A 24,042-nucleotide genomic window follows, 5' to 3' on the forward strand; every position below is an offset into this window, starting at 1 on the left:
TCCCGCGCTACACCATAGCAATGACTTCAATTTCCACCAGCACACCACGCGGCAGATTCAAATTGCCTACGGTGGTGCGGGCAGGAGGGGCATCGGGAAAGAATTCGGCGTAGACGACATTCATCGCCTGAAAATCGCCCATATCGTGAAGGTAGACAGTTGTTTTGACTACCTTTCCCAAACCTGATCCGGCGGCTTCGAGAACAGCTTTGATGTTTGTCAAGACTTGGCGTGTCTCGGCAGAAATGCCGCCTTTGACGACCTCCATTGTCGCCGGATCAAAGCCCGTCTGTCCAGCGCAGAACACAAACCCATTGGCAATCACCGCCTGCGAGTACGGACCAATCGCTTTGGGGGCATGTTCGGTGTGAACAATACGACGCTCAGTCATGATTATCTTCCTTTGTTTTGTAAGGGGCATCTCCGGCATTGGGGGCGTGGTGGAGGACAATCGCCCGCACCTCTGCCGCACAACGCTCCACATTGTCATTGACAACGCGGTAATCGCTCTCTGTCGCCCGCGAAAGCTCATATTGAGCGCGGGCATGACGTTGCAAAATTTCCGCTTCGGTTGCCTCGCCACGTTCGCGCATCCGATCCAAGAGCGCCTGTTCAGTGGGAGGGAGGATGAAGATGGTCACAACGTGGTTGGGAAAGGCAGCCTTCAACGCCACTGCGCCTTTTACATCAATATCAGAGACGAGCAAATCGCCGCGAGCGAGGCTTTCTTCCACCGGACGGCGCACTGCCCCGTAGAATTTGCCTGGGTGAACTTCTTCGTATTCCAGCAGTTCACCGCCATCACGCATGGCGCTGAAGCGCTCTACACTGACGAAAAAATGATCAATGCCCTCCCGTTCGCCTTCGCGGGGGGGACGGGTGGTGGCGGTAGGCATCCGCTGCAAGCGAGGGAAATCGTGCATGATGCGCTTGATCACGGTGTTCTTGCCGACCCCGGCGGGACCAACAAAGACGAAGATCACACCGCGTCCGTAAGAGTCTGATGAATCCATGATGATCACGGGTAGGGTTGGGGTCTGTAGGTTGCTCATGATCCTAATTTTAACAGCATTTTATGGTAACAGAGGTATACCATTCGGCGCTTTCCCTACGTTATAGATTTTCCTCTCAATTTTTTGGGGAGGAGCGCCCCAACAAGACCTCAATCATGCGCCGATCTGCCCGCGCCAGCGCATAGTGATCGACCTCCGCCGGCGTCACCCATGCCGCTGCGATATACCTTGTGAGGGCGATCTCGCCACCGAGATAGCGGCAGCGGTGGGCATGAAGGGTGATCCGAAAATGGCTGAAGGCGTGTTTTACGGTTGCCAGTACATCCCCGATCTCAACCTGAATCCCGCATTGCTCAGAGAGCGCCCGCGCTAAAGTCTCCCCAAGCGATTCGTCCCCCTCGCGGAATGCGGCTGGAAATTCCCACAAGCCGCCAAGCAATCCCTTCAGAGGGCGTTGAGCAATGAGAAACCGTCCGGCGGCGTCATAAATGACCCCGGACGCAACATCCCGATGAGGGGTTTTCGCCTTGCGTGCTTTCACAGGGCGTTCCCCTTGTGTGTTGTTGGCATGGGCGCGGCAAAAGGTCTGTACCGGACAGTTGGGGCAATCTGGCGAACGGGGGGTACAAATCCGGCTGCCCAATTCCATCATCGCCTGATTGTGATCGCCCGGGCGTTCTGCCTCGGCAATCAACCCCTCGGCAAGCGCCCATAGGTGGCGCTGTGTAGCTGACATCGTGACATCAGCGGGGAGGTCGTAAAGCCGTGCCAAAACGCGAATGACATTTCCATCAAGGACGGCGACGCGCTCCCCAAAAACAATGCTGGCAACTGCCGCCGCCGTATAACGCCCCACACCGGGGAGGTTTTGCAGCAGTGCGGCGGTTTGTGGGAACTGTCCCCCGCCAGCAGCGACGATCTGTGCGGCGCGATGCATGTTGCGAGCGCGGCTGTAATAACCCAAACCTTCCCACAACTTCAAGACCTGATCCAGCGGAGCAGCGGCAAGGGCATGAACCGTTGGGTAAGCGGCAGCGAATTTCTCGTAATAGGGGACAACGGTGGCGCTCTGCGTTTGTTGAAGCATGACTTCCGAAAGCCAGACGCGGTAGGGATCACGGGTGTGCCGCCAGGGACGATCTGACGCATCCCGAACAAACCATGGTGCCAATGCTGCTGCAAACGAATGAGAATCAATCATCTGGGTATGATACTCTAGTAGACCACCACATAAATTTCTAAGGATATAAACGCGCCAATACAGCCAGTAAATCGGCAATCTCTAGATCACTTTTTCCGGCATCGCTCCATAACCCCATTTGATCTCGACGCACCACTCGCACCTTGTTGCTGCTGCCTTTGACCACCCCTTCCAGTTCTTCTCGTTCTGCCTCGCTCAGGTGAATTGGATAGTTTTGTTTACCTCCTCTTTTGCGGTTCCTTTCCTCTCAATCCTTCTAAGATGCCCTTTTATTGACTTATTTGTGTGGTCGTCTACTAGCCAGCGAAAACCATCTCCCGATAGGTGCGGTAGGCGGCACACCACTCATGATCATGGGTCTGAATCAAGCGCTCCGCTTGCTCTACCAACCCGCGATCCCCAATGAACAAAGGAACGCGCTGGTGAAGTTCGTGCGGCTGAATATCTAAAATATCGCCTAGACCGTCGGAGGCATACCCGCCGGCTTGTCCGGCAATGAACGCCAACGGCGCACATTCATAGATCAAGCGCAGCTTGCCAGCAGGCTTTTGGGGGTCGCGCAGATCACCCGGGTAAATGTAGACGCCGCCCTTCAAGAGAATCCGGTGAAAATCTGCCACCAATGCCCCCATATAACGTCCATCAAGCGGCTTGCGGGTGTCATCACCCACTGCCCTAATCCAATTCAGATAGGCTTTTACGCCGTCCGTCCAATACTTTTCGTTGCCCTGATTACAACCATAATATTTTGGTTTGTTGGGGAGGCGAATATCGGGATGGCTGAGCAGAAACTCGCCCACTGAGGGATCGAGGGTGAAGCCATCAACCCCCTGACCGGTGCTGTAGACCATCATCGTACTTGGACCATAGACGATATAGCCCGCCGCGACGATCTTCCGCCCGCTTTGCATCACATCCTCTTGCGTTCCCCGCTCATCAGCGCTTATCTTCCGGTGAATGGCGAAGATCGTCCCGATGCTGGCGTTCACATCGACATTACCCGATCCATCTAAGGGATCGTAAACAAGGACATATTTCCCCACCGGAAAACGTTCGGGGATGGGTAGAATATGCTCGTTTTCTTCCGATGCCATGACGCATAACCGTCCGGTATGATCATTCATGCGGAAAATGGTTTGGTCGGCAAAGACATCCAGTTTCATCTGTTCCTCGCCCTGCACATTGGTACTGCCATACGCGCCGAGGATGTTCACCAAGCCAGCGCGGGTGGTCTCGCGGGCGATGAGTTTTCCAGCAAGGGCAATATCATAGAGCAGTTGGGTGAGCGCCCCCGACGCATTGGGGTGTTCTTTTTGTTTTTCCAATATGTGACGTTCGATGGTCATTAAAGCGGACATAAACGAAACTCCTAAAAAATTGAGGGTGTATTCGGCGCTCCAAAATGCGCTCATGTGCGTATAGAGAGTATAAGTTCATGAATCATACCCAATCAGAAAGGTACTTATGCAAGATTCACCCAAACACCTCCCCCCGACTCACCCTTCTGTGGAACGTCGGCTGCCGGGAAAATTGGCAAATTGGCTGCCTTTTTTGCGCCATGAGGCAAAAGTTGAAGAACTGATCACCAGTGTTGCTGATGATTCTACCCTCCCGCGCACATTTTTGGAGATCAACGCCCTTCCCTCGGCACAAAAGCACGCCATTTACCGCGCCTTGCTGCCCGATGTCCTGCTCGAACGGTACCAGATCGATCCGATAACGCTCTCACGGGATGGTGAGCCGTTGGTTTTTTTCTCTTGCCCAGAAGGAAGTTTCAGTTTAGAAGCAGCCATTTGGCGCAGCACGACGGATCGAGACCCCGTAACCTATGTTCATCTTGCCGATGGGACGAACTATCAGGTGCGTGTCTTGTTCGTCCAATACAATGATCCTGAGTCACCCCGCTTTGATACCGATATGACGCCCGACGGCGAACCAACCTACTTTGGAACTCTCCGCCGCAACATCGACGCCGAACGCGCTGCGCTGGTGGCGGGCTTAGCCCCCGGACAGGTACGGAAGGGGTTAGCCCTTTTTCGAGAGTTTTTGCCCAATTTCGAGCGTTTCGTAGGGCGGATGGGACATGAGATGTACTTCTTAGAACCCCTCGCCTACCACACGGCGATTCTCTTTGAGCGGATGGGCTTTGGCTATGTACAAGGGCAAAAAGAGATGGAGACGATTCATCAGGGGTTTCAACCCGGTGGGGCGCTCCACGCCCAGTTAACGACCACAAGCCCCTTTCGGGGGAAAGAGGCATGGCGTACCGTGCGCGGGCGCTCGTGGGCGATCCATGATGGCATTTTGGGGCGTGCCTATGATGGGATAGAGATGTACAAGCAGTTGGGGAAAGGCTTGGGTGTGGATACCGCGCCGGGGGTGGCGTGGTAATTTCGTGTGTATTTGGAGCGTGTTCTGTTGACGTTTTTGGTTCAGAACCCCTATCCCCCGTAGGCAGGGAAAGGGGGGAGACGAACGGCATCTTTTGCCTTTTAAGCCCCGTAGGGGGGGTACTCATAGCCCGCTGCTTTAGCGGCGGGCGCAATGCCAACAGAACCCCTATCCCTCTCTCCCCTCAGCGCCTAGCGGGAGAGGAGCTAGGGGGTTAGGGTTGTGCGTAAGGTGGGTTATTATATGCCTCAATAATTTGCTGCGGGAAGTCCATCACAGACTGTACAACAGAGAGTAGACTGCCGCGACGTTCCGCTTCTTTGCGAGCATGATCAGATAGACAACACCCTGGTTCGGTCACTTCTCCCCCATCCGGGTTTCCCTTCTGAAGGTTGCGGCGTATCGCCTTGGTTGCCCTCTTGTGCCAAAAGCCCCTAATGCTGCGTGCTGCCCCGCTCCAAGCCAACCAACAGACTGCGTAAGTTATCATAATCTTCCAAGATGCGCCCCGCCCCGCGTGCCACACAGGTCATGGCATCTTCCGCCAGCCACACGCGCACCTTGATCTCGTTGGCGACGCGCTCGCACAAGCCCTTTAATTGGCTGCCCCCACCCGCCATGCAAATACCGCTCTCCATGAGGTCGGCAATCAGTTCGGGGGGCGTCTCGTCCAGTGCATCGCGGATGGTATCAACAATGACCTCCACCGACCCCGCCAGCGCCTCGCGCAGTTCAATCGAACTGACCTCCACCGCTTTCGGCAAGCCAGAGACGAGATCGCGTCCGCGCAGGACAAGCGTGCGTTCCTCTGGGAGCGGGTATGCCGACCCAGCCTCCATCTTGGCACGTTCAGCCGTGCGTTCGCCAATGAGCAAGCTGTGTTTGGAGCGCATGTATTGGATGATATCTTCATCCATTTCGTCGCCCGCAACGCGGATGGAGCGGCTGATCACGATCCCGCCGAGGGAGAACACGGCAACTTCCGTCGTCCCCCCCCCAATATCGACCACCATGCTCCCCCGCGTTTCTTGGAGGGGCAGCCCCGCGCCAATGGCAGCGGCGACGGGTTCTTCGATCAGGAATGCCTCCCGTGCGCCAGCGCTGATTGTCGCATCGTAGACGGCACGTTTTTCCACCTCAGTGACGCCGCTTGGAATCCCAACGACGACACGCGGGCGGGGCATTGGCACCCAGCTTTGTTCGTGAGCTTTTTGGATGAAGTAATGGAGCATCCCTTCGGTGATCTCAAATTCGGAGATCACACCATCGCGCAGGGGGCGCACAACAAGGATATGGGAAGGTGCTTTGCCGCCCATCTCCTTTGCCTCTTGCCCATAGGTAATTGGGCGACGGGTTTTCTTTTCAATCGCCGCATAGGAAGGTTCGTTAATCACGATCCCCTTGCCGCGCACACAGACGAGGGTATTCGCCGTGCCGAGATCAATCCCAATGTCGAGCGAGAACAGTCCAAGCAACCAATCCAGCGGGCTAACCAATGGTTATAAACTCCTGCGATGCGTGCCGCTGCTTCCGGGGTGGGCGCGTCTGGGTTCAGCCTAACAACACTAAGGTAGTGTACCAACATAACCAAGCCAACGGCGCATTATACTCTGTTGTGTGCGGAATGTTCAAAACGGCGCGATTCTTTGCTGAACTATTCATCATCACACCCCCCCCCTCCCCGACCTATCCCCTTTCTTTTGCAGACAAGGGGGAGATGGCGCGGCGGGGGGTAGGGCGCATTTCCAAGCCCCGTAGGAAGGCGCGTGGGCGTTCACCCTTGACATCACACGAAAGACTATTATAATTAGTTTTAAAGACTATCGTCAATAGTTTTCATTGGAGGCTGTTCCCATGACCCCTACCCCTGCAACGCTGCTGCGCCTGAGCGCCCCGCGCCTTTTGCTGCACAGCGAAGGGCTGCTGTTGTTCCTTGCCGCTGTCACCGCCTATGCGCACCTGCGGGGGAGTTTGCTGTTATTTATCGCGCTGCTCCTTGTGCCAGATATGGGAATGCTTGGCTACCTGCGCAGCCCTGTCTTAGGAAGTTTCACCTATAACCTCGTCCACACGTTTGCCCTGCCATCGTTCCTTTTGTTTGGGTCACTCATAGGGGAATCTCTACTGGGAGTGCAGATTGCCCTCATTTGGTTTGCTCATATTGGGATGGATCGGGCGGTGGGGTATGGCTTAAAATATGGGCGGGAATTCAAAGCGACACATATGGAACGTCTGTAACTATGCCTTATCCCTCGCAAGTGAACGCCGCACAGATCATCCAAAAGGCAGCGGAGATGATCGCCCTTGAGGGAAGCCAGGCGCTCTCACTGGCGCACTTGGCGGCGGGGTTGGGGATCAAAGCGCCATCGCTCTACCGCTACTTTCCTAGCAAGGATACCCTGCTGAAGGCGGTCAATACGGCGACGCTCTCGGCGCTTTTTGAAGCGCTGATGAAGCCTCTTGACGAGGGGCAGCCCCCCCCCGAAACCATGCTGAGCGTGGCGCGGGCGCAGCGCCGTTTTGCCCATGCCAACCCCCTGCTGTACCACATGGCGTTCAGCGCGAACGCCCCCGATACGCAGATCGACGCCGCCGCCGCCGAACAGGGGGCGCTCCCCTTACAGGCATGTATCGCGCAAATCAGCGGGGAGGCAGATTCGCTCTCGGCGCTGCGGGGGCTTCTCTCGCTGCTGCACGGGTTCATCAGCCTCGAACTTGCCGGGCAGTTCCGGCGCGGCGGCGATCTCGATCAGGCGTTTGAATTTGCCGTCCAAACCTACCTGATTGGTGTGGCAAAGGCGTGATCTGATCCCTGTTCACCGTAATGGGCTGTTCAATCCACGACATAACGTGCCATGACGCCCACCACCCACCCAATGATCACCGCAACCGCCAGCCATGACGATTGCGTTTGGGCAAGGAACAGAACCGCCCCAATGACGACCAATAAAATGACGATCTCCATAAACATTTCGGGGGGCGTCAGCGGCTGGCGGATTTTTACCGTATCGGGTGTTTTTGCTTTGTCTGTCTTGCCTTTCGCCGCTCCCCGCAAGGGGTAGTGCAGTTCAGCCTCTACCTCCTGGGTGGCAAGTTCATCCCCGCACGAGCGGCAAAAACGAGCAGAGGGATGATTCGCCCCGCCACAATGGATGCAGTAGATAGTTTCAGGGGCGTTGTGCAGGGGCAGCGGATCGTGCAGTTCGCCATCGGCGGCGAGGGCACGTTTTGTCGTCTTTGCCATTAGGATACCTCGTTTGGTTTGGGTGGTGGGGTGAGCGTTGTCAAGCCATCGCGTCCGGCAAGAATCACCGTTGTTGTCATGCCCAGAAACAAGCCATGCTCTACGACGCCGGTAATCCCTTTAAGCCTTTCGGCAAGGCGGCGCGGATCATTGAGTGGAGGAAACCGACAGTCGAGGATCAGATTGCCCTGATCGGTGAGGAAGGGTGTGTTGAGGGCGGTCATCCGCTTGGCAATGATTCCCCCCAAGCGGCTGATGCGCTCAGCAGTAGCATGCCAGCCAAACGAAACGACCTCAATGGGGATCGCCCACGTTGTCCCTAACTGAGGGACATACTTTGTGCTGTCAGCGACGATGATCACCTGATTGCTGAGGGTGGCGACGATCTTCTCGCGCAGCAGCGCTCCCCCGCCCCCCTTAATCAGATTCAATGCCGTGTCGATCTCGTCTGCGCCGTCAATGGTCAGGTCGATGCGCTGTTTCCCAAGGTCATCCTCAAGCAAGAGGGGAATCCGTAGGGTTCTTGCCTCCGATTCGGTTTGTTTGGAGGTGGGGACACCGGTGACATCCTTCAACGCACCGCTCTGGAGGCGGGCGGCAATGCGGCGCACCGCCCAGATTGCCGTTGAACCCGTCCCCAAGCCAACCAGCATCCCCGATTGGACGGATTCGGCAGCGGCCTGCCCCGCCTGTTTTTTGAGATCATCGATCATAACCATTATGTGGTGTGTTAGACTCCCTTATGCGTGCGATTTTATCATCCCTCTACGCAAAGATAGAATCTAAGTTCTACGACACTAGCCATTGTTGGGGCGGGGGCTGCCGGATTGAGCGCCGCCTATACGCTTGCCAGTGCGGGAAAGCGCGATGTGGTGATCTTCGAGAAAAGCCGGGGGCTAAGTGGGCGGGCAGCGACCCGCTGGCACAATCTGCCCGCCGGACGCGCCTACATTGATCATGGGGCGCAGTATCTGAAACACGACAAGCCCGGACATTTACCGGTAGGCTATTCGGCGCTCGTCGTCCAGATGGGGGCGGCATACAGCCTTGAGCAGGATGAGCGGGATAAAGAGGACAACCTGAAGGAGATTGCGGCGTTAACTTTGGCACTGCTTGGGGTTGACCTGACTACGCCGGATTTCAGCGATCTGCAACAATGGCGCTACGCGATTCCTGATGTGCTGGTGACACCGGAATCAGTCAACGGCGTGCTGCCCGGACTGTGGTTCGCAGGCGATTCCCTGCGCGGGGGAGCGTTCACCAAGCGGCGGTAGGGACGGCGATCTTGCGCGGCAGGGGGGAATGATCTACGATCAACGGCATGAGCGAACTAAACGTCATAAACCCCCTTATCTTCAAAGCGCATCAGCGCCTTGTGTTCATTGGTGATAGCATCACCGATGCCAACCGGACGGGGGCGGATGCCCCCTTCGGAAATGGGTATGTGAGCATGGTACGGGCGTTTCTGATTGCCCGCTACCCGGAATTGAACCTAACGGTGATCAACAAAGGGGTGGGCGGGAATACCGTTCGTCACCTTGCCCAACGGTGGGAACGGGATGTGATTGCCGAACGCCCTCATTGGTTGGCGGTGATGATCGGGATCAACGATGTCTGGCGGCACTTCACCAGCACCCCCGGCGAAGCCGTCCCCATTGACGAGTATCAGCGTGTTTTACGCGGGCTGCTCCAACGGGCGCGAGAGGCAACACGGGCGAACCTAATCCTGCTGACTCCGTACATGATTGAGCCGACGAAAAGCAACCCAATGCGCCAACTGATGGATGTCTATGGGCGCGTGGTTGATTTGATCGGGCGGGAGTTTGGGGCGGTCATGGTGCGCACGCAGGACGCCTGGGATCGCGTCTTGGCAAGTACGCCACCCACCTTTTGGTCACAAGACAAAATCCATCCCACGCCAGCAGGTCATGCCGTAATTGCCAACGCCTTGTTAAATGCCGTGAACTTCCGTCTGTAGGGACGCCCCCTGGGCGTCCACACCCTACAGGGCGTCAATATAGTGACCTACTCCGTCAGCTAAAGCAGGCGGCTTCTTGCGAAGCCCCGCGCCATAGCAGCGGCTTCTCAGGCTGCGCATGACCCAACGGTCTACGTTAGCACCTGACCGCCTGATCCAGGCGGACTTTATTTGTATCAGTTTGCTGCCGTATCCTCTTGGGAATTGCAGTATGGCATGAATAATGTCAACCAAGCGACAGCGCCACGCGGCGCAGAATTGTTGATCAAAAACAAGCACCCTTCCCCTTAAACCTCACCCTTGCTATTGTAGAACTTTTGTGCTATACTCTCTCCCGAAACACTGCGCAGTGTTGTTTCGTTCCCAAAAAGCATACCGAACGGTATCACCTTCCCAAAGGTTACGCCAGCACCTTTCCAAGCGACCTAGCCCGCCTAAGTAGCCACCAAGCCCGACTTCCCCTCTCCCAAAGGAGAGAGGGCAGGGGGGGTAGGGAGGCGGAACGACGGCAAGACCGAGTTCGTCCAGCGGTGAATGTCGCCCGTCGGGGTGCTGCCCCCTACGAAACACCCACACTCAGCCTACCCCCACGCGGGGTGGGCTGTTTGTGCTGCCTTTCCACCCCCCCGCGAATAAATCCCGCTGTGGTACAATTCCTCCCATGCCGATTCAACCGTACACCGCGCCGGAAACGCCCGATCTCTCTATCCTGATCGTCGCTTGGAATGTCCGTGACGATCTCTGCGCTTGCCTTCAGTCCATCCGCAGCAGCGTGGAGGATCCACCCCTCCGCGTCGAGGTGATCGTTGTCGATTCAGCGAGCGCTGACGGCACAGGCGAGATGATCGAGCGCGACTATCCCGCCGTTCATTACCTTCCTCATGCAGAAAATATCGGCTTCACACGGGGGAACAACCTTGCCTTGCAAACGGCGCGAGGGCGCTTTTTGCTGCTGCTCAACCCCGATACGCTCATCCTCGGCGCGGCGCTTCAGACGCTCACCGCCTACCTTGAGGCGCATCCCACCGTTGGCATTGTCGGACCGCAAACCCTGAACACCGATGGCAGCCATCAATCGACGCGGCGGCGCTTCCCAACGCTGCTGACTGCGTTTTTCGAGAGTACTTGGCTGCAACCCTTTGCCCCCCGCCGCTTGCTGGATCGCTATTACGTCCGCGATCTCCCCGACGAGGCAGCCGGCGCAGTCGATTGGGTACAGGGATCGGCACTCATGGCGCGGCGCGAGGTCTACACCCAAATCGGCGGGCTAGACGAAGGCTACATCATGTACAGCGAGGAAATGGACTGGTGCCAACGCGCCCGTGCCGCCGGATGGGGCGTCGCTTACCTCGGCGCGGCGCGGATCATCCATCACGGCGGACGCAGCACCGAACAAGTCCGCGCTGCCAGCCATGTTTACTTTCAGCAGAGCAAGATTCGTTACTTTCGCAAGGTTCACGGACGACCCTCCGCGTGGCTTCTGCGTACCTTTTTGATCCTCATTTACGGGCAGCAGGTCATTCTAGAGGGGCTGAAGGGGCTGGTGGGGCATAAACGCCCCTTGCGGCGGGAGCGTGTCCGCCTCTATTGGCAGGTCATCCGCGCTCTGAGTGGGGTGTAGCCACCGTGCGTATCGCCATGATCACGGGGGAATACCCGCCTATGGAAGGTGGCGTTGGCGCGTTCACACGGGAACTGGCGCGGGCGCTGGCGGCAGCGGGGCATGAGCCGCACATCCTCACCGATCAGCGGGCGGCGGGGGCGGCGGATCGCGGTATTCATCATCACCCCCGCGTACAGAACTGGAATCGCGCCTTCCTCAGCGGCGGCGTCGGGCGTTGGCTCAGGAAAATCGCTCCGGCGGTGGTCAACCTCCAATACGAGGCGGCGGCGTTCGGCATGTCCGGCGCGGTGAACCTCGCCCCACTCTGGCTGCCCTCCCTTCCCCTCATCACCACCTTTCACGATCTCTTGCCCCCTTACCTTTTTCCCAAAGCGGGCGGGCTTCGCCAACGGGCGGTTTTTTTCTTGGCGCGGCGCTCGGCGGCGGTGATTGCCACGAATGGCGCGGATGAATCGGCGTTACGCGCAGCGGGCTGCCAGAACCTACGTCTGATCCCAATTGGCTCAAACATCCCCGATTCCCCCCCGCCAGACTATGATCGGGGGGCATGGCGATCCCGTCTGAACACTCCCCCGCAGACCTTCCTTGTCGGCTATTTCGGCTTTCTGAACGCCACCAAAGGGATGGACACCCTCTTACACGGCGTGCGCGGCGCATTGGCGGGCGTGCCTGATCTCCGTCTGCTGCTCATTGGCGGGCGCACAGGGACGAGCGATGCCGCCAACGCTGCTATCGCCGATGCCATCGATGGGCAAATTGCCGCGCTTGGCTTGGGGGAGCGTGTGATCCGCACCGGGTTTGTGGACGAGGCGGCGGTCAGCGCCCACCTCCATGCCTGCGATACCCTCGTCTTGCCCTACAGCGATGGCGTTTCCTACCGTCGGGGGAGTTTCATGGCGGGCTTGGCGCACGGCTGCCCCATCGTCACCACACACCCCCGCAAAGTCTTGCCTGAACTACACAATGGCGAAAACGTCACCCTCATCCCGCCCGATGATCCCGCCGCCCTCGCTGCTACCCTGCGCACCCTCGCCGCCGATCCCGATCTGCGCTCCCGCCTGGGCGCGGGGGCAAGGGTGCTTTCGCAGCGTTTTGGTTGGGAATCGATTGCCGCACAAACGGCGGCGCTCTTTGCCGAGACAGTCACATGATTCGCTTTCTTTCGCGCCCATCATGCGAATTCCGAACAACCCTGAAGGCATAGAACCTCGAATGATGAATCGTCTCCTAAAACGCCCCTTGCCCGCTCTGCTTGCTGCTTACCTTGCCCTTGCCACACTCTACAGCATTGTTACGCCTGTTTTCGAGGCGTCCGATGAACTATGGCATTACCCCATGGTGCGCTACATGGCGCAAAACAGTTTGGGGCTGCCCCTTCAGACCCCGGGCGTTGCGACGACGTGGCGTCAGGAGGGCAGCCAACCACCCCTCTATTACATGATGGCGGCACTCCTCACGGGCTGGATCGATACCTCTGACATGGATTCCGTCAGGCGCATCAACCCCCACGCTGATATTGGCGTGATCGTCCCTGACGAAAACGCTAACATGACCATCCACAACCCGGCGGTGCGCGGGTTCCCCTGGCGCGGGACGGCGCTGGCGGTGCATTTGGCACGCTTTCTGTCCGTCCTCCTCGGCGCGGTGACTGTTCTCATGACCTACCGTCTGGCGGCGGAACTATTTCCCCCGCCATCCTTTCCCCCCTGGCTAACCCTGCTGGCCGGCGTGTTCACCGCCTTCAACCCCATGTTTCTGTTCATCAGTGGCAGCGTGAACAACGACAACCTTGCCAATGCCCTCGCTGCCGCGTTGCTCGTCCAGATTGTCCGCCTCCTCAAACGCACCGATCTCCCCACCCTCCGCGAATTAATTTGGCTCGGTGTCCTCGCTGGCGCGGGGATGCTGGCAAAGTTCAACATTGGCTTCTTGCTTCCGATTATTGCCCTTGCCCTGGGGATGTTGGCGCTGCGGCGGCGTGATCTCCGCTTTTTCCTCCGCGCCGCGCTGGTCACTGGCGGGCTGACGATCCTCATCGCGGGCTGGTGGTATCTGCGCAATTGGCAGCTTTATGGCGACCCCACAGGCTTAAATGTGTTCATCCAAATCGTTGGGGCGCGTCCCATTCCGGCGAACGCCGCCCAGTTATGGGCAGAGCGCCACACCTTCCTCATGAGCTATTGGGGCTTTTTCGGCGGCGTCAATGTCCCCCTTCCCGATGCGCTCTATACCGGATTCAACCTGATCGCGCTGATCGCCGTTGGGGGCGTGTTGGCGGTGGGTATTGTCAGTCGGCACACCCTGACCGAGATCGCCGCACCGGGGAGGTCGGCGCTTCTATTCGGACGCGCCCTAACGGTGGGCTGGATTGCCGTCTTGTTCCTCGGTTTGCTGCGCTGGACGAGCGAAACATGGGCATCACAAGGGCGGCTCATGTTCAGCGCCATTGCCCCGCTCAGCCTTTGGCTGGCAGTGGGGCTGTGGGGGTTGGGGCGTTTGACTCCGCTGCTCCATTGGCGCATCGGCTTTGTGGCGGGCTGGTGGTTTGCCGTCACCGCTATCTTTGCCCCGCTGGTCATTGCCCGCGCCTATGACGACCCCTATGCCGGGGAAGCCATTCCCTATTATTACGCTGTCGCACCCGCCTCAACCTTCAACACGGCAACCTTTCGAGAGCCGGGCAGCACCGCCCCCGCCATTGAACTGCGCTATTCTGGCAATTTCAAGGCTGCCCGTCCGGGGCAATATGTCACCTTTTGCGCCACCTTTGCCATCCGCCCCGGCTTTCACCTCACGCGGGATTGGAGTCTGTTTGTCCATGTTGAAACGCTCTCCGGCGTCATCCTCGCCCAACGGGATGTTTATCCTGGGCAGGGCTTGTGGGCAACTTCTCTCCTTTCCACAAGCCCACAGCGCCGCTGGTGCAACCGTATCGCCGTTCAAATCCCTGACTACGCCTATGTCCCAACCCCCATCGGCTTGAATAACATCCGGCTTTTTCTCGGTTTTTATGACCTGAAAACGGGCGAGCGAATGCCCGTCCACATTCAGCCCGCCTTTGGCAGACCCAGCGAGGCAACGCGGGTACAGATCAGCACGGGGCGGCTAGACCCCCGCACGGCAGGCGCGAAAACGCCCAACCCAATGGCGGTCAATTTTGGCGGCGAAATCGAACTGATTGGCTATGAGGTAAATCCGTCCTCTCTAACGGCGGCGGCGGGCGAGGCTGTCGAGGTGACGCTTTATTGGCGACGGCTGCGCCCGCTGACGAACGATTACCGCGTCTTTGTTCAGCTTCTCCAGCCGAACACGACGAATGTGTTTGCCGCCAGCGATGCCATGCCCGCCGGATGGTCGCGCCCAACAACCACATGGGCGGAGGGAGAGATCATCCGCGATACGCATACCCTAACCATTCGCCCCGACGCCCCGCCGGAAACATGGCAGATCGTCGCCGGAGCATACCTTCCAGGCGAGGCGCAAACCTTCCAACGTCTGCGTATCGTCACCCCCGATGGGGGACAGGCAGAAGATTATGTCAGTTTGGCACGCTTTAAAATCCTCCCGTCCCCGTAGGGCGCCCCCGTGTGGTGACCCCCGCCCAACGTTAAACAGTTTGTCCGGTAACTAGAGTCTGTTGAGGGTGTAATCCCTTCAGGAGCGCTAAAGCAGCGGGCTAAGGCTAATCACCCCTTCGGAGCTTGCCCCCACCTCGTAAACAGAGACAGGGACTCTCGCCCCCTTTCCCTGCTTGCAAGGAAAGGGAGCAGGGGGGATAGAGGTTCTGTCTTTAAGCCCCAACGGAGTGGTCAGCCCTAGCACGGCGGCTTTAGCCCCACGCCCTTATTCTCGGAGAGAACTCAACATCGCCGCGTCTTTTTCAAGTTCCCCTATGCCGCTTTGCCCGATTCTGGTTAGAATGGTCAGGCACGTATAATTACGAACGGACTCAGCCGAAATGAGCGATCTGATCCTTCTCCCCCAACCTCAAAAATTAACCTATGCTCCGGGCGAACATATCATCACCGGGCAAAAACTGATTGCCATCTCGGATACCGAATACCTTTTTAGCGCTCAACGGCTGCGGGCGGCGCTCCAAAAGATTGGCTTGCACTGGGATATTGTCGTCGTCAACACAGCGCTGCCGCCCGAACAGGTCGGCGTCTATCTGATGCAGTTCGACTACGGTGGGACATTTGCCAAAACCCCTTGGTATGAACTCTCGATTGTCCCCTCGCACATCGTGATCACGGGCGACGAACGCCCTGAATCGGTCTGGTATGGCGTCTGTACGCTCATCCAACTAATCGAACAGTTTGGGCGCAAACTCCCCTGTCTAAACATTGAGGATTACCCCGACTTTCAACGGCGTGGCGTCATGTTGGACATCAGCCGCGACAAAGTGCCGACGATGGAGACTCTCTACGCGCTGGTCGATATGCTGGCAGGTTGGAAGGTGAACGAGATTCAACTCTACACCGAACATACCTTTGCCTACCGCGCTCACCCTGTCGTCTGGGAACATGCCTCCCCTATGACCAGTGAGCAGATCATGGAGTTGGATCGCTTCTGTCGCGAACGCTACATTGATCTCGTCCCCAACCAGAATAGTTTTGGGCATATGCACCGCTGGCTAATGCACGATAGATACCGCCCACTGGCAGAAGTCCCTGAAGGTCTTAATTGGGCGCTGTTCCTGACGCCCCGCCCCTTCACCATCTCTCCGGCGGTGGCGGGCAGCATCCACCTGATCAACGGACTCTACGAGGAACTTCTCCCCCATTTCACCAGTCCCTATTTCAATGTGGGCTGCGATGAAACCTTTGACCTCGGTCAGGGGCGCAGCGCCGATCTGATCAAGGCGCAGGGGAAAGGGCGTGTCTACCTCAATTTTCTGCTCCAAATTTACAAACTGGTCAAAAAACACGGGCGGACGATGATGTTCTGGGGCGACATCATCAAAAATCACCCCGAACTGATCAGCGAACTCCCCGCCGATTCGATTCCCCTAGAGTGGGGCTATGAGGCGGGTCACCCCTTTGACACCGATGGCGAAAAGTTTGCCAAAGCCGGGTTAAAGTATTACGTCTGTCCAGGTACGTCCTCGTGGCTCAGCCTGATCGGGCGGACGGACAACATGCTTGGCAACCTCCGCAACGCCGCCGAAAACGGCAAAAAGCACGGTGCGTTCGGCTACCTGATCACCGACTGGGGCGATTACGGGCATTGGCAGCCCCTTCCCGTCAGCTATGCCGGCTTTGCCTATGGTGCAGCGCTGGCGTGGGGGGTGGAAACGAACTTGGGGATCAACCTTGCGGCGGCGCTGGATGCCTATGCCTTTCGGGATGAGGCGCGGGTTATGGGGCAATTGGCGCTTGATCTCGGCAATGCCTACCTTCTCTCTGACGATTTACCTCATCTGAATGGAGCGCATATGGTGCGGGCGCTGTTCAACCGCTTGGACGATATTCGGACAAAGCCCTGGGCAGCCGGCATGACCGCGCCCGCCGCCGTCTCTCCGGCAAAGATTCGCGCCGCAATGTGGGAAGTGGATCGCCTTGCCGCCCGTTTGGAAAATGCCCGCCCCACCGACCCACTGGTACTTCCCGAATACCGCGTCGCCATTGGCTTGTGGAAACACGGCTGCAAGCGGCTGCTGCTTGCTGCTGGCGATCCCTCCATTACCCTAGAGAACATGGCGACGGATTTACGACGCCTGCTCTCCGATTATGCTGCGCAGTGGATGGCACGCAACCGCACCGGAAACCTCGGTGATAGCACAGCGCGGCTGATGCGCCTGTTTGGGGAATACGAGTGATCCCCCTACCCTTCTAACTTTGGGGCGGGAAAGAAGTCGTCGCCTAGCGCTAAAACGACCACTAGGCGACGATGAGAGGAACCCAAACCCTACGTTCCGCCTGTTCGCGTTAGCGCCGAGGATGCCGAATGTCCTCATGATTCCTCTTTTTCAATCTCGTTGTAGTTCGCTGGCGTAAAAAGACACAAAACCATGCACACCTTACAAAACCTGCTCACTGATTCGCTTGGGGCGGTCTATACGGCAGCATCCGTCGAAATCCGCCACCGCAACGCCGTGATCTACCGCGCCCAATTCGGCACCACAGACCGCGAGGGCGATCTACTGAACGGCGCTCCGGTGAAGAAAGACACCCTCTTTGACCTCGCCTCGCTCACGAAATTGTTCACCACGACGGCGTTCCTCCGCTTGGTAGAGGCGGGGCGGGTCAAGATCGATACCCCCCTCAGCGATATCTTGCCCGAATTCAGCGGGGCGCGTCCCATTCGCCCCTACGATGATCCGCTGAATCTCGGTCAGATGGTGAGCGTTGTCCCCCCCACGACAGAGACGGTAGACGCCAGCGCCATCACCTTTCGGCAGGTGTTAAGCCATTCCAGCGGCTTGCCCGCGTGGGTGAACCTCCGCCTTGCCGCGACGGAGGCAGAGCGCCGCCAGATGATCCTCGAATCCCCCTTTGCTTACCCCTCTGGCTCGCGGGTGGTTTACAGTGACGTTGGGTTTATGCTGCTCGGCTTGGCTATTGAGAAAATCACCGATGCGCCGCTGAAAAGCGCCCTGAATCGCCTCGTCATCCGTCCGCTGGAGATGGACGCCCGCTTTGGCAAAATTGCGGAGAATGTCCCGCCGACAGAATTTGATCAGGCATGGCGTGGGCGGCGCGTCTGGGGCGAAGTTCACGATGAAAACGCGGCGACACTGAACGGCATCGCCGGACACGCCGGATTGTTCGGCACGGCGTCGGACTGCGCCACATTGGGGCAAATTTACCTCTCCGAAGGAGGCGGGTTCATTGGCAAACGCTTGGCGCGGGAGGCAACGACACACCAGATCGCGGATCGCGGCTTGGGCTGGATGATGCGCAGCGCGGAGGGGTCAAGCAGCGGGCAGTTTTTCAGCGCAGAAAGCTATGGGCATACAGGGTTTGTGGGGACATCGCTCTGGGTAGACCCCGGGCGGAAAATTGTTGCTGCGCTGCTGACGAACAACGTGTTCTTCGGGCGCGACAAAACGGCGATTCTCGCCTTCCGTCCCCGTTTTCACGATGCGCTGATCGAGGCGTTGGGGTGAGGCAGGCGACCACAGGGGATCGCCCCGACAAGAGGGGCGGCGCTGATCGGTGAGTCGTTGTCGCTATCCTCTTATTTCAGCAAATACCAAACAAAAAAATGGGAAGCACACTTTCAATAGCATGAGTCTTCCCCAAATATACTAGAATTTATTTCAAAAATCCCTATCCCCCTACCCTCTTTCCCCGCTTGCGGGGAAAGAGGATGAACAAATTCTATCTGTTTATAGGGAGGGACAAGGGGTGGGGTTTTGAAATGACTTGTAATGATTACGAACTGATGCAGACTTTATGCGCAAAGATGTGGCGCAGATTGACGAGAGCAAAAGCAATGTGATGAGCCGCCAAAACGTGCGCCACTTTGCGGTCAAAGCGTGTGAGTAAAGCTCGAAACTTAGCAATCCTAGACCCCTCGGTTCTTTGGCGACTTCACCACAGTTCCACAGATGAAGTGGTCCCGATAGCTTGGTCTGAAACCCTTGCTGGGGAGCTTCAGAATGTAGGGCAATCCTATGGGCTGTATATCTATGAAGGTGATAACCACAACATTTCTACCAACTTTACTGCGGCGATGCAGCGTACTATGGCTTTCTTCAACGTGTTCGTAAGCGGGTCAAACGCATCAAATTACTTCTGATCTTTCGTGAGCCATATTGCCCTGAAATATGAGGGTGTATGCCATTTCGACTTCAACCTCAATCTATATAGGAGTTACGCACTTGCCCTTATCCCCCTACCCCCTTCTCCCTTAGGGAGAAGGGGGAAAAGAGGTTTTGAGGGGAAGTCCCCTCAAACTGCCCCTTTCGATGAATACAGGGAAAACAGGTTCAACTGCGTAAGTCCTACTATATTTCAGGGCATGTCTCAATAGGTCATCCAAATTTTGATGCGTTTACCCTAGCTTGATCTTGCTTATGTGTTGAGTCTGGCTTGACCCAACCGCTTCACCATTGCCGGGTCACGATGATCGAAGAAACTGCTGGTCTTGGTGTCGAGCGTGGCGATTGCCGCCATATCCTCAGCGCTGAGTTCAACATCGAACACATCGAAGTTCTCTTCGATCCGTGCCTTCCGAACGGACTTCGGAATTGCCACGACACCGCGCTGCGTCAGCCAGCGTACAATGATTTGCGCCACCGTTTTGTGGTGTCTCTCCGCGATGGAACGCAGCAGGTCGTTTTGGAAAATGTTGTGCTTGCCTTCGGCAAACGGACCCCCAGGATTCGATCTGCACCCCGTTGTTCTGCAAGAATTTCTGGGTGTCGATTTGCTGATGAAATGGATGGGTTTCAATCTGGTTGACCATCGGCACAACCGCATTGTGTACGATCAGATCCATGACGCGATCCGGGTAGAAGTTGCTCACACCGATGGCGCGTATCCAACCCTCTCGATACAGGTCTTCCATCGCTCGCCATGCGCCGTAAACATCGCCAAAGGGTCGATGAATCAGAAATAAATCCAGATATTCCAATTGCAGACGTTGCAAGGAGCGTTCGACGGCTCTAATAGCGATGACCCACGACGGAAATCGCTGCCATAGCGGTCTTGATCTCAGCGAGATCGTGGTCAGTCAACGCGATGTTCACCGCGCCGTTGTTTTCATTCAGGCGTTCGATCCTGCGGCTGCCCGGAATCGGCACAATCCAGGGTTTCTGAGCGAGCAACCACGCCAGCGCGATCTGTGCTGGTGTCGCCTGATACTCGGCACCAATCTGCTCCAGCAGATCGACCACCACTCGGTTGGCTTTCATCGCTTCCTGCGTAAAACGCGGGTTGCGTGCACGGATGTCGTTCTCGGCAAAGGTCGCGTTCTCATCAATTTTTCCGGTCAAATACCCCCGCCCCAGCGGACTGTACGGCACCAGACCAATGCCCAATTCTTCACAGGTGGGCAGGATTTCTGCCTCGATAGGAGTCCACCAGATGGAATACTCGCTTTGCAGCGCCGCGACGGGCTGAACAGCGTGCGCCCGGCGAATAGTTGGCGCGTCGGATTCTGATAACCCGAAGTGTTTGACCTTGCCTTCCTGGATGAGGTCTTTCACCGCGCCGGCAACATCTTCAATCGGCACGTTTGGGTCGGGACGATGTTGATAGAACAGGTCAATCGCCTCAACCCGAAGGCGCTTGAGCGACGCTTCAGCCACTCGCTTAATCTGTTCGGGACGACTGTCGAGACCCGCAGACGGATGGGGACCCTTTTCTCCATCGTGTTTGAACCCGAATTTGGTAGCGATCACGACCTGACCGCGAAATGGCTCCAGTGCTTCACCCACCAAGTCCTCGTTGGTGAATGGACCATAAACTTCCGCCGTGTCGAAGAAGGTGATGCCCCGATCCACTGCCGCATGCAGCAATTCGATCATCTCCTGCCGAGTACCAATCGGCGCATCCCCGAAGGTCATTCGCATACAGCCCAGACCAAGCGCCGAGACTTCCAGACCACTGTTTCCAAGTTGACGTGTTTGCATGGTAATTGCTCTCCTTTTAATTACAGACGACCAGCACGCATAGCGGCGATGACACCCCCATCGATGAGCAAATCGCTCCCGGTGATAAAATTGGCTTCGGCGAGATACGCAGCGGCAGACGCAATTTCATCCGTCGTGCCAACACGCTTTGCTGCCGATGTTCTGATCACTGCTTGATACCGTTCGTGCCCCGGACCTTCCATTTCCTCTTTTGCCAGAGGCGTTAAGATGATGCCCGGACTTATCGCGTTGAGGCGTGCGCCCCGATCCCCCCATTCCACGCTGGCATACTGGACACGCAGGGTGTTGGCACGCTTGGACATCATATACGCCGCGCCAGAATCCGATACAGCCCCGCTTATCACGATATACTTGGTGATGGGCAGGCGGTGGCGATCAAGGGAAACGAACGACGCCCGTCCTTCTTGTAAGAAGGCTGGTTGCAGTCCAACCAGTGAGGGTACTGCAATAAATACCAACAAGCCAAGCCAACACCAGAAATCCTACCGCAGATTGTAGAACGATTGAACCGTTAATCTAAGGTGGACTTTACACATGCGCCAATAAAGGGTAAAGAGGGGAAAACAGGGGGTGGGCGCAGCAGATGCGCCCCTACACAATGACCTCGCCGGACGCTACCCGCCCGTTGAAAGCGGCTGGTTGATCTCGATCAGCGTCCCTTCGGGGTCACAAAAATGCGCGGTGCGCAATGCCCACACGGGGCGATCTGTTGGTGGTGCGATCATTGCCACACCCTTGCCTTCCAACTCGCGCACGGTCTCATCGACATTATTCACCTCAAAAGAGAGCAGCAGGCGATCCTTTCCGGCGCTCATCTCCGGTTCGTCTCCCTTCCCAACAGCCTCCGCCATCATCCGCCGATCATACAAAGCAATGAAGGTATCCCCTGCGGAAAGTTCAACGTACACGCTGCCCTCCTCATCAAAACGGGCGCCAAAGCCCAAAATATCCCGATAAAAGCGGGTACAAGCACTTACATCGTTCACCAAAAGGCGGGTACTATGCAGCTTTAAACGCACTCACCAACCCTCCCTATCGTGTGTGCCGATTACAGAACAATTGTATCACGGAAAGGCGCGGCGAGTCAAGGGGAATCTTGCGATAAATAGAAGGGAAATCGCACCAAAATAATCCCCAAAAGCGCCTCTCAAAATTCGCACAGATGATCAGACAAGACGATCCGTTGAGAGGCTGAATCAGGGCGCTTGCGTCGCCAAAATTTGCCCGGTGGGGAAGGGTGGCGGCGTCACCGATGGCGGCGGCGTGGCGGTGGCAGTCGGCGTGAAGGTTGCGGTGGCAGTGGGCGTGAAGGTTGCCGTTGGATTTGGGGTAAGGCTCATCGTGGCGGTGGCTGTTGGCGTTAGGCTAGCGGTGGTCGCTGCCGTTTGAGACGGTGTGTAGCTTAGACTGGGCGTGAAGGTGGGGCTAGGCGTTGCCGTCTGGCTGACGGTGAAGGTTGCTGTTGGGGTCAGTGTTTGGGATGCTGTCGCCGTTTGAGAAGGCGTTGCCGTTGCTGTGCGGGTGGGGGTGAAGGTGTAGGTATGGGTGGGGGTGAAGGTTGCTGTGTTGGTCACCGTCGCTGTGGGCAGGGCGACGAACGTTTGGGTTAGTCCAAGCATACGCTGCGTCGCTTGCACATCAAGCGGCAGAGTCAGGGTTGGCGCTTCGCTGCTGATGCCCGCCTCCATTCCCCCCACACGAAAGAGGACGAACACCGCCCCAATCAAGATGAGCGCCATGAGCAGCAGCGGGGCGATCAAGCGGCGTGGTTCGGGGCGATCCGCAGGGAGTGTGGTGGGCGGCGCCCCCGTTGACTCCCGCTGTAACCAGATATGATAGAGTCCGGCAACGAAGGTGTAATGCCCCGCTTTTGGCGTGCGGACGATGTTTCCATATTCTAAGGCACGAAGGGTGGCGGCAATCTCGGCGTCATCGGGAGGGGTATCCATTTGGGCAAAGAGCCACCCGCGAATCGCCTCTAGGGTGACGGGCAGCCCGCCATTCGCTTGGATCAGCGTGCTGAGCGTGTGCAAGGCGAGTGAGCCATAGGGAATTGCCGTTGTCAATGTCTCGCGCAGAAAATCATCCGCAACAAAAATGGCATGAGGGAGAATTGTTTCTACATCGGCAAGGGTTATATCAGCGCTGTGGTTGCGGGCAAAGGAATGATCCCAAAGCTGATCACCTATGACCGTCAGCAGATAGGGGTGTCCCCCCCCCATACTCAAGATTCCCTCTAGAGCGTCGTCCGTCACTGTATAGAGAGAGGCAACAGGCTCGCTGATCAGGCGTTTTGCCGCCGCATCGGAGAGCGGCGCTAAGCGCAGGCGCAGCAGTGGATTCGCGGCAAGGGGGAAATCCATCAGCGCTGGCTCAGCGTCGGAATCAACGGCGAACACAAAAGCCAATCGCTCATCCTCTCCCAGCGCCTCAGAGAGCGCCGCCATCCATGCTGAGGGCAGCGGGTAGCGCCCCTCACGCTGATCGAGGCGATCTATTAGAAAGACAATCCGCCGCAGCCGTCGATCCACCGTCACAAGGGGGGCGAAATAGGTCTCAACGAACCATGCCGCCCATTGGTGGGGGTCGGTGGGGAACACCGAAGGCAGGGGCGGCGGACGAAACACCCCGTTCGCGGCTCGCTCCACAGCCTCTGCTCCAACATAAGTCAGCCGTTCATGGAGTGCCTGTACCAGAGCTTCTTCATCGCTCACCTCAAACCACACCTCCGCCATATCGCCCAGATCAAGGTAAGCGGGGAGGTAGCGCCGCTCAATGTGGGCGGGGGTGTTCAGCAGGATGGACGTTTTGCCAATTTTTCGGCTGCCTATGAGCAGCGGCACACAGGGGACTGCCCCCCCCGCTAGATAGCCGCGAATCAGAGCGAAAGCGTCGTCCTGACCAACAAACACCTCTGGCGACGCCGGGCGCGTGTGGTTATAAACGTTGAAAGGCGTGGGGGAAGGTTTTTCGCTAAACATCGTCACCCA

General features: G+C 57.3%; 22 protein-coding genes and 1 pseudogene. 11 read left to right on the forward strand and 12 right to left on the reverse strand.

What is annotated here, in order from left to right:
* Positions 1 to 7: 7 nt before the first annotated feature.
* The 4 genes from HS103_17635 to fbp all read right to left on the reverse strand — a co-directional run bounded on the left by HS103_17635 (position 8) and on the right by fbp (position 3,572).
* Entirely contained in the window at positions 8 to 391 is a 384-nt protein-coding gene (locus tag HS103_17635; GenBank protein ID MBE7514622.1) for a RidA family protein, read from the reverse strand.
* Positions 384 to 1,052, reverse strand: a complete 669-nt coding sequence (gmk, locus tag HS103_17640) for a guanylate kinase (protein MBE7514623.1) — start codon at positions 1,050 to 1,052, stop codon at positions 384 to 386. Before gmk ends, HS103_17635 begins: the two co-directional genes overlap by 8 nt.
* A 76-nt stretch (positions 1,053 to 1,128) precedes the next feature.
* Complete coding sequence (mutY, locus tag HS103_17645) at positions 1,129 to 2,214, reverse strand: A/G-specific adenine glycosylase (protein ID MBE7514624.1); 1,086 nt, start codon at positions 2,212 to 2,214, stop codon at positions 1,129 to 1,131.
* A 296-nt stretch (positions 2,215 to 2,510) separates the two neighbouring features.
* Positions 2,511 to 3,572: a class 1 fructose-bisphosphatase gene (gene fbp / locus HS103_17650; GenBank protein MBE7514625.1), complete on the reverse strand. Its 1,062-nt coding sequence runs from the start codon at positions 3,570 to 3,572 to the stop codon at positions 2,511 to 2,513.
* 106 nt (positions 3,573 to 3,678) lie between these two features.
* Between fbp and HS103_17655 the strand changes: the two genes are divergently transcribed.
* Positions 3,679 to 4,605 (forward strand): hypothetical protein, encoded by a 927-nt coding sequence (locus HS103_17655; protein MBE7514626.1) that lies wholly within the window; start codon positions 3,679 to 3,681, stop codon positions 4,603 to 4,605.
* Positions 4,606 to 5,039: 434 nt separating this feature from the next.
* Here the strand turns inward: HS103_17655 and HS103_17660 are convergent, their stop codons facing one another.
* Positions 5,040 to 6,080, reverse strand: coding sequence for a rod shape-determining protein (locus tag HS103_17660; GenBank protein MBE7514627.1), 1,041 nt, complete (start codon positions 6,078 to 6,080; stop codon positions 5,040 to 5,042).
* Between the two features lie 379 nt (positions 6,081 to 6,459).
* On the opposite strand from HS103_17660, the gene HS103_17665 reads away from it, so the two are divergent.
* Both HS103_17665 and HS103_17670 read left to right on the forward strand, forming a co-directional pair.
* A complete protein-coding gene (locus HS103_17665) occupies positions 6,460 to 6,843 on the forward strand; it encodes a DUF4260 family protein (GenBank protein MBE7514628.1) in 384 nt (127 codons plus the stop codon).
* Between the two features lie 2 nt (positions 6,844 to 6,845).
* Positions 6,846 to 7,409: a TetR/AcrR family transcriptional regulator gene (locus tag HS103_17670; protein ID MBE7514629.1), complete on the forward strand. Its 564-nt coding sequence runs from the start codon at positions 6,846 to 6,848 to the stop codon at positions 7,407 to 7,409.
* A 29-nt stretch (positions 7,410 to 7,438) separates the two neighbouring features.
* Here HS103_17670 and HS103_17675 read toward each other — a convergent pair whose 3' ends face one another.
* A complete protein-coding gene (locus tag HS103_17675) occupies positions 7,439 to 7,849 on the reverse strand; it encodes a hypothetical protein (protein ID MBE7514630.1) in 411 nt (136 codons plus the stop codon).
* On the reverse strand, positions 7,849 to 8,568 hold the full coding sequence (gene rpiA, locus HS103_17680) for a ribose-5-phosphate isomerase RpiA (protein ID MBE7514631.1): 720 nt from the start codon (positions 8,566 to 8,568) through the stop codon (positions 7,849 to 7,851). The genes HS103_17675 and rpiA overlap by 1 nt, the downstream gene beginning before the upstream one ends.
* An 84-nt stretch (positions 8,569 to 8,652) precedes the next feature.
* Here rpiA and HS103_17685 point away from each other — a divergent pair, with 84 nt between their 5' ends.
* From HS103_17685 to HS103_17720, 8 genes are all read left to right on the forward strand, one after another.
* The gene (locus HS103_17685) at positions 8,653 to 9,123 is read left to right on the forward strand and encodes an NAD(P)-binding protein (protein ID MBE7514632.1); all 471 of its coding nucleotides are present in this window, start codon (positions 8,653 to 8,655) and stop codon (positions 9,121 to 9,123) included.
* Positions 9,124 to 9,170: 47 nt separating this feature from the next.
* Positions 9,171 to 9,827, forward strand: coding sequence for an SGNH/GDSL hydrolase family protein (locus HS103_17690; GenBank protein MBE7514633.1), 657 nt, complete (start codon positions 9,171 to 9,173; stop codon positions 9,825 to 9,827).
* A gap of 661 nt (positions 9,828 to 10,488) precedes the next feature.
* Positions 10,489 to 11,448, forward strand: a complete 960-nt coding sequence (locus tag HS103_17695; GenBank protein ID MBE7514634.1) for a glycosyltransferase family 2 protein — start codon at positions 10,489 to 10,491, stop codon at positions 11,446 to 11,448.
* A 5-nt stretch (positions 11,449 to 11,453) separates the two neighbouring features.
* Positions 11,454 to 12,602, forward strand: coding sequence for a glycosyltransferase family 4 protein (locus HS103_17700; protein MBE7514635.1), 1,149 nt, complete (start codon positions 11,454 to 11,456; stop codon positions 12,600 to 12,602).
* 61 nt (positions 12,603 to 12,663) lie between these two features.
* The gene (locus tag HS103_17705) at positions 12,664 to 15,027 is read left to right on the forward strand and encodes a DUF2142 domain-containing protein (GenBank protein MBE7514636.1); all 2,364 of its coding nucleotides are present in this window, start codon (positions 12,664 to 12,666) and stop codon (positions 15,025 to 15,027) included.
* A gap of 382 nt (positions 15,028 to 15,409) precedes the next feature.
* The gene (locus HS103_17710; protein ID MBE7514637.1) at positions 15,410 to 17,269 is read left to right on the forward strand and encodes a family 20 glycosylhydrolase; all 1,860 of its coding nucleotides are present in this window, start codon (positions 15,410 to 15,412) and stop codon (positions 17,267 to 17,269) included.
* A gap of 192 nt (positions 17,270 to 17,461) precedes the next feature.
* Positions 17,462 to 18,559 carry a beta-lactamase family protein gene (locus tag HS103_17715; GenBank protein ID MBE7514638.1) on the forward strand — a complete coding sequence of 366 codons (1,098 nt, stop codon included), beginning with the start codon at positions 17,462 to 17,464 and terminating at the stop codon, positions 18,557 to 18,559.
* A gap of 374 nt (positions 18,560 to 18,933) precedes the next feature.
* Positions 18,934 to 19,194, forward strand: a complete 261-nt coding sequence (locus tag HS103_17720; GenBank protein MBE7514639.1) for a hypothetical protein — start codon at positions 18,934 to 18,936, stop codon at positions 19,192 to 19,194.
* A gap of 275 nt (positions 19,195 to 19,469) precedes the next feature.
* On the opposite strand, the pseudogene HS103_17725 reads toward HS103_17720, so the two are convergent.
* The 5 genes and pseudogenes from HS103_17725 to HS103_17745 all read right to left on the reverse strand — a co-directional run bounded on the left by HS103_17725 (position 19,470) and on the right by HS103_17745 (position 24,033).
* A pseudogene (locus HS103_17725) lies at positions 19,470 to 20,130 on the reverse strand (aldo/keto reductase).
* The gene (locus HS103_17730; protein ID MBE7514640.1) at positions 20,063 to 21,031 is read right to left on the reverse strand and encodes an aldo/keto reductase; all 969 of its coding nucleotides are present in this window, start codon (positions 21,029 to 21,031) and stop codon (positions 20,063 to 20,065) included. Before HS103_17730 ends, HS103_17725 begins: the two are co-directional and overlap by 68 nt.
* A gap of 20 nt (positions 21,032 to 21,051) precedes the next feature.
* A complete protein-coding gene (locus tag HS103_17735) occupies positions 21,052 to 21,357 on the reverse strand; it encodes an SDR family oxidoreductase (protein MBE7514641.1) in 306 nt (101 codons plus the stop codon).
* Positions 21,358 to 21,666: 309 nt separating this feature from the next.
* Complete coding sequence (locus HS103_17740; protein MBE7514642.1) at positions 21,667 to 22,071, reverse strand: VOC family protein; 405 nt, start codon at positions 22,069 to 22,071, stop codon at positions 21,667 to 21,669.
* A gap of 177 nt (positions 22,072 to 22,248) precedes the next feature.
* Positions 22,249 to 24,033 (reverse strand): hypothetical protein, encoded by a 1,785-nt coding sequence (locus HS103_17745; protein MBE7514643.1) that lies wholly within the window; start codon positions 24,031 to 24,033, stop codon positions 22,249 to 22,251.
* Positions 24,034 to 24,042: the final 9 nt, after the last annotated feature.

The sequence above is a fragment of the Anaerolineales bacterium genome, assembly GCA_015075625.1.
GTDB lineage: Bacteria > Chloroflexota > Anaerolineae > Aggregatilineales > UBA2796 > UBA2796.

Coding starts and splice junctions, on each gene's coding strand:
- HS103_17635 (MBE7514622.1), bottom strand. CDS start 391: ATGACTGAGCGTCGTATTGTTCACACCGAACATGCCCCCAAAGCGATT.
- gmk (MBE7514623.1), bottom strand. CDS start 1,052: ATGAGCAACCTACAGACCCCAACCCTACCCGTGATCATCATGGATTCA.
- fbp (MBE7514625.1), bottom strand. CDS start 3,572: ATGTCCGCTTTAATGACCATCGAACGTCACATATTGGAAAAACAAAAA.
- mutY (MBE7514624.1), bottom strand. CDS start 2,214: ATGATTGATTCTCATTCGTTTGCAGCAGCATTGGCACCATGGTTTGTT.
- HS103_17715 (MBE7514638.1), top strand. CDS start 17,462: ATGCACACCTTACAAAACCTGCTCACTGATTCGCTTGGGGCGGTCTAT.
- HS103_17705 (MBE7514636.1), top strand. CDS start 12,664: ATGATGAATCGTCTCCTAAAACGCCCCTTGCCCGCTCTGCTTGCTGCT.
- HS103_17695 (MBE7514634.1), top strand. CDS start 10,489: ATGCCGATTCAACCGTACACCGCGCCGGAAACGCCCGATCTCTCTATC.
- HS103_17690 (MBE7514633.1), top strand. CDS start 9,171: ATGAGCGAACTAAACGTCATAAACCCCCTTATCTTCAAAGCGCATCAG.
- HS103_17735 (MBE7514641.1), bottom strand. CDS start 21,357: ATGATGTCCAAGCGTGCCAACACCCTGCGTGTCCAGTATGCCAGCGTG.
- HS103_17670 (MBE7514629.1), top strand. CDS start 6,846: ATGCCTTATCCCTCGCAAGTGAACGCCGCACAGATCATCCAAAAGGCA.
- HS103_17730 (MBE7514640.1), bottom strand. CDS start 21,031: ATGCAAACACGTCAACTTGGAAACAGTGGTCTGGAAGTCTCGGCGCTT.
- HS103_17675 (MBE7514630.1), bottom strand. CDS start 7,849: ATGGCAAAGACGACAAAACGTGCCCTCGCCGCCGATGGCGAACTGCAC.
- rpiA (MBE7514631.1), bottom strand. CDS start 8,568: ATGGTTATGATCGATGATCTCAAAAAACAGGCGGGGCAGGCCGCTGCC.
- HS103_17665 (MBE7514628.1), top strand. CDS start 6,460: ATGACCCCTACCCCTGCAACGCTGCTGCGCCTGAGCGCCCCGCGCCTT.
- HS103_17745 (MBE7514643.1), bottom strand. CDS start 24,033: ATGTTTAGCGAAAAACCTTCCCCCACGCCTTTCAACGTTTATAACCAC.
- HS103_17655 (MBE7514626.1), top strand. CDS start 3,679: ATGCAAGATTCACCCAAACACCTCCCCCCGACTCACCCTTCTGTGGAA.
- HS103_17710 (MBE7514637.1), top strand. CDS start 15,410: ATGAGCGATCTGATCCTTCTCCCCCAACCTCAAAAATTAACCTATGCT.